General features: G+C 34.8%; 5 protein-coding genes. 2 read left to right on the top strand and 3 right to left on the bottom strand.

The window, feature by feature from the left end; genetic code table 11:
- Window positions 1-150: 150 nt before the first annotated feature.
- The 3 genes from Q0W26_RS11235 to Q0W26_RS11225 are packed head-to-tail and all read right to left on the bottom strand — an operon-like array spanning window position 151 to window position 3,475.
- Entirely contained in the window at window positions 151-315 is a 165-nt protein-coding gene (locus Q0W26_RS11235) for a hypothetical protein (protein WP_298525434.1), read from the bottom strand.
- Window positions 316-374: 59 nt separating this feature from the next.
- Window positions 375-3,125, bottom strand: a complete 2,751-nt coding sequence (locus tag Q0W26_RS11230) for a C1 family peptidase (RefSeq protein WP_298525431.1) — start codon at window positions 3,123-3,125, stop codon at window positions 375-377.
- A 26-nt stretch (window positions 3,126-3,151) separates the two neighbouring features.
- On the bottom strand, window positions 3,152-3,475 hold the full coding sequence (locus tag Q0W26_RS11225) for a hypothetical protein (protein ID WP_298525428.1): 324 nt from the start codon (window positions 3,473-3,475) through the stop codon (window positions 3,152-3,154).
- Window positions 3,476-3,544: 69 nt separating this feature from the next.
- Between Q0W26_RS11225 and Q0W26_RS11220 the strand changes: the two genes are divergently transcribed.
- The gene (locus Q0W26_RS11220) at window positions 3,545-3,835 is read left to right on the top strand and encodes a hypothetical protein (protein WP_298525425.1); all 291 of its coding nucleotides are present in this window, start codon (window positions 3,545-3,547) and stop codon (window positions 3,833-3,835) included.
- Between the two features lie 71 nt (window positions 3,836-3,906).
- Window positions 3,907-4,773, top strand: a complete 867-nt coding sequence (locus Q0W26_RS11215) for a hypothetical protein (protein ID WP_298525422.1) — start codon at window positions 3,907-3,909, stop codon at window positions 4,771-4,773.
- Window positions 4,774-5,173: the final 400 nt, after the last annotated feature.

Genomic DNA, 5,173 nt, shown 5'->3' with positions numbered 1-5,173 from the left:
ATCAAAAGTAAATTTTCTATGTTTAATTTAATTGAATCCACTTTAACTTTAACGGACACGTTTTCCAAAGTCAAGTTGGTTTCCCACCGTGATATATGAAAGGATTTTAGAAAATAAGTTTTGAATTGGTGATGGCGGGTGTTAATGTAGTTATGGAAATTCACTAGCTATCTCATGATATTTATCACTAACAATAGCTACAAAGTCTTTTATCTCACCTTTAACTTCTAAGGTATTAAAGTCAACTTCTTTAAGATAACCTATTTCGTTAATCTCTTCAGGCATATCTGTTTCAACAATGCTGTACCATCCCATGGAAATAGAGATTATCTGAAAACCCCTAGTAAAAAAAGAAATAGGGAAAAATATAATCCCTATTTTTTAACGGTTATTTTTTTGCTTACAGCATCTTTACCATAAGAAACCTTATAGGAGTATTTTTTACCAACTTTAAGTTTTTTAAGCACATTCTTTTTGATTTTGAAAATTGCAACACCTTTCTTGCTGGTTTTTACATTATAGGTTTTGCCTTTGAATTTCAAGGTTACGTATTTGCCTTTAATGTATTTCTTGTTAACCTTTTTCAAGGTCACTTTGATTTTAAGGACTTTTGCAGATTTTTTAGCCTTAAGGTTTTTAGCAACAACAATGCTGTTCACTTTAACATTGTTTTTAACAGTTACATCTTTATATGTTGCAGTGATTGCGTATTTACTTGATTTTGGTTTAACAGTAGGTATTTTATAAGTTGCATAACCTTTGCTGTCGGTTTTAACCTTTTTGGTGGCACCGTTGAATTTGAAGGTTACGTATTCACCGACTACAGCCCTGCCGTCGATAGTTACACGAACCTTATAAGCTGTGCCAGCTGAGTAAAGCATGACAACATCCTTATTGCCTGTGATAACCGGTTTTGATGGAACTACAGGTTTAGCGACAGTGTAGACTTTCAATATTGCTGTTACATTATTTTTAGCAAGATCTTCCCAATTGACACCATCCACACTTCCAAATGAAACGTTTTCCTTATGATGATGTCTTGAATTAGATTCGAAAGGTAGAGAACTATTTTTGAATACAACTTTAAAAGTATCATTTGCTGAAATTGGAATGTATTGTGTTAATTTGATGGTATGATAACCTGCAAATGGGCTTACACCATTTTGTGTGTGTTTTAACACTCCATTAACATAAATATCAAATTCATAATCAACTCCATCACTATCAAAGTAAGTACCCACGGCTGCAATTAAATCATCTTCAAGAGCAGTGTAGGTATTTGAGAAGTACTTGTATTGATCTACAAAGTTATTTAACTGTCCTGCATCTGTTTGATAATTCTTATTGTATGGAACAGTGTTGTTAAATAAGTAAGCCGCATAGTATGGATACTGCTGAGGGTTTTGAGTATTGAATGAGGTATCATAATATGACAGGTAGAAATAGCCTTCATCTCCCCAGTCTGTACCCCAGCTGTTTTTAATAATCCATGCACCATCACCAGAAGGAGGATTTAGGAAATTACTTGCAGGATAATTATCATCCCAACCAACAAGAGTTACCGCATGATTTATACCTTTAGTTCCATTGTAATAACGTGCAGCAGATGTTTCGTTATAATATTTTGAACTCTCACCTGCATAAATTGCCACTAGAAATGCTCCGTAGTCCATTAATGCTTTTTTAAAGATATAATTGTCTGTTGCATTTTGACGAGCAGGGAAGAACACTACGTCCTGAACATGTATACTTTCATTTGCCATGTTGATATGAGTGGATACTTTTCCAAGCTCATCATATCTATCCAGATCGGTTGGATATGGACCGTACCAGTTTACAAGATATCCGACACCTGTGGATTGTTGTGCCCCTTCTAAAATTCCAGTAACTCCATAAATTGAATATTGAAGCATTGTATTTTGAATATTATCCTGTGAAAAATTATATAATTTTCCGGTTGCTTTAAGCAATGCTGATTCTAAAGCACCGGATGTTGCAAATGTCCAGCAGGCACCCATATTACCCTGGTTTCTGACAGGACCCACTAATCCATAATCCTTTAAATTGAATTTATCCGGTAAGGTGTCAAATTTATAAGGAGTGTTATTAATCAGTGTTAATTCTATTCCGTCGTTTACCACAATTGTTGCATAAAATGTGTTGTTAACAGAAACCAAATCATTATTGAATTTATTGTCTTCGGCAATGTCTTGTGTTGAGAATACTGAGTATAGGGCATTTCCGTTGTCCTTGAAGGTGTTGTTTTGTAATGTGAGTTTGGAATCATAGGTGAATACCGCATCCCCTTTGTTTGATCCGTGATTGTCAATGAAAGTTGAACCCTTGATTAATATGTTTCCTTTATCAAAGTACAATACTCCCCCAATTTCCAAATCTTCTTTAACAACATTATTTCTCTTGAATGTGGAATTTTCAATGGATACATCAGCATATGATGTCCATAATACTCCACCATCATACATTGCAATATTATCTTCAAAAGTTGAGTTAATGATATTTAACTCAGATCTAAGCTGCATTACGGCACCCCCAAATGCAGCAAAACAACCATGGAATTTTGAGTTGGCGATTGTCACATAACCCTGTTCAATATCAGCAAAAATCACCCCACCATCCTTACCTGAAGTGATATTTGTAAATTCACAATCCTCAACAGTTAAATTAACCGCATATTTAACGCCAATTGCACCAGCACTATTCAAAACAGTAAGATTTCTGAATTTAGTGTTACGTACAGTCACCCTACCATCTTCACCATAAATTGCATTGGCATAGCTTGAACGTGAATTTGCAAAAGTGGAACCGTCAACAATCAATGCTCCGCCAGAAAAATAAATATGCGACCATTTTGACTCGATTCCACCTTCAAAAGTGGAATTTACAACAATCACATTACACTTTTCGTTGAAAAAAATGTCTGAACTGTCAGTACCAGTATTTGAAATAAATTTTGAATTGTTTACAACCAAATTAGTAGTATTTAGTTCAATTCCACCAGAAGCATATTTGGAGGATGAGTTTTGAATGGTGACATTGTCCAGATAAGACTCTGCATTTGGCTGAACGAAAGATACTGCACCATTTAATGCATTTTTGATTATCAAATTTTTTAGAGTGACATTGTTCCCAATTATATTAAATATTCTCGCTTTTCCGTTCCCGTTAATACTATATCCGTTACCATCCAAAAGGAAGTTGCTTTTGGAGACATTAATTCCATCTGTGAATTGATGTCATTGCCTTCATCGTAGACATAGTCATGAGTAAGTTTTAATTCATTTGTACTTTCATTTATATCTTTATTTAAATCATTGAAGTTAGCATTTGGTGAATCTGAGGTTAATAAATCCCCATTACTTGTAAAGTTCGTTATGTTTTTTTCTGCAGATACTACTGATAATGTGAATAATATCAGCAAAATCAAACTTAAAACAATTAATTTATTTATTTTCATACGCACATATATTAGTTAAGAAACTATTATATGTTTCTATTTATCTTACCTGATGGCACTGCAGATGGCATGGTGATTGAAGCAAATTATGCGGGTAATGGTACCTGGTGGGCAGAACATACATTTGACGCTTACGGCGAATATAAAGTCAATGCAACCTATGTTGGATTGGATAATGTAACAATTACAAATGCAACAATCAGTATTTCTAAAACTCCAACTGAAATCACTGTTGAAAATGCAACTCTTGAATTGCTTGTAGGGGATTCTGTAGGTACTGGTGCTGCATTAACTCCTGCAGATGCGGTTGAGTTAACTTTCACTTCAAACAACATTACTGTTGCTAAAGTTGTTTTCTAAGTTACAGATAATTCTTTTTAATTGTATTGTATATATACTATTGCCAACATAGTATTAAGTGAGGTATTAGAATGGATATGCAGCATGTTTCATTAAGAATCAACAGTACTTTTCATGACATGTTCGGAGAATATCTGGTATTTATCAGGGAAGTCTATCCAGAAGTCAGGGAAATCTGTCAAAATCATGGCATTGAAGTGACTTATGACGATGTTGCCTTTTCAGTTCCCGAAGAACAGTTCAGCAGAAGTATTATCCTTCAGGATTTAAGGTGCATAGATGCCGACAGGACAATATTCATTTGCTTCAGAGGCCAAAAATTAGGTTGGAGGCCATGTCCTGCAGACATTGATGGTTTGACTTTGGATGAGTATCCTGAATTGGTTGATTACATCGGCAACGTATCAATTACAGAATTAGCAATCATGCATGCCCTAAAGCCATTTGATAAATGCATTGATGGTCATTTGACTCCATTGCCTCCGGTAAAACATGATCTGTTCTACTTCAGAAATCCGGGATATCTGGATGAAATTACGAATTCCCAGAAAAGCCACTACATCAACCAGTCCAACGGAAGGGATAAGGAAGTTCTGGACATGGAAATTGCAAAGGCAAAGGATTTGATTTTCGAAACAAAAGAGGAATTCGATGAGATTGACGATGGCTATCATGATATTGTAATCAGGCCCTACGATGCAAGATGGGATTGTGATTTGAACATAGAAGAGATGATGCTTGAATACACCGGAGAATTCGAAAAGCTATGCGGCGAACCACTGGATTACTTTATTTGGATTCACAGTGAATCCCTTCCTGCAGAAAAGCAGGGCGGCCTAAAGGATTTCACATGTGAAGGCAAACCCCTTAAGGATATTATGGTTCAGGACATCATCAATGCTTTAAAAAAGGAATTTCCGGAAAATTTTAAGGATTAATAATTGTTTTTTGAAGTTAGAAAAAAAGTTGCTCATTTCTAACTTTCATTTTTGTCGCTTGGCTATTTAAACTCATTTTTCAATGATTAATTAATCGAATTTCATTCATAAAAACTTGCTGATTTTTCTTAATTTTAGAATATAACATTCAAATTGATTGTTTAACAATCGTTTAACTTTATTGAATTATTATTTTTCAAATCCAAGAAAAAGTTGTCTGGGTTCGTAAAATTGTCGGCATTTAAAACTGACTATTTTATATAATTTGGAGTAAATAGTTTTAATGGGGCATTTGGCCCCAGGGAATTCGCAATTAATATTTCGAATTCCCGGTTTGGTGCGATTAGTAATAGATCGGAAGAGCGTCGTGTAGGGAAAGAGTGTAGATCTCGGTGGTCGC

The sequence above is a fragment of the uncultured Methanobrevibacter sp. genome (assembly GCF_947169325.1).
Classification (GTDB): Archaea; Methanobacteriota; Methanobacteria; order Methanobacteriales; family Methanobacteriaceae; genus Methanocatella.
This window is presented reverse-complemented; position numbering and strand designations above follow the sequence as displayed.

Excerpts from the sequence above, each read along its gene's own strand:
- Q0W26_RS11235 (WP_298525434.1), bottom strand. The coding sequence starts at position 315 with ATGGGATGGTACAGCATTGTTGAAACAGATATGCCTGAAGAGATTAAC.
- Q0W26_RS11225 (WP_298525428.1), bottom strand. The coding sequence starts at position 3,475 with ATGAAAATAAATAAATTAATTGTTTTAAGTTTGATTTTGCTGATATTA.
- Q0W26_RS11215 (WP_298525422.1), top strand. The coding sequence starts at position 3,907 with ATGGATATGCAGCATGTTTCATTAAGAATCAACAGTACTTTTCATGAC.
- Q0W26_RS11220 (WP_298525425.1), top strand. The coding sequence starts at position 3,545 with ATGGTGATTGAAGCAAATTATGCGGGTAATGGTACCTGGTGGGCAGAA.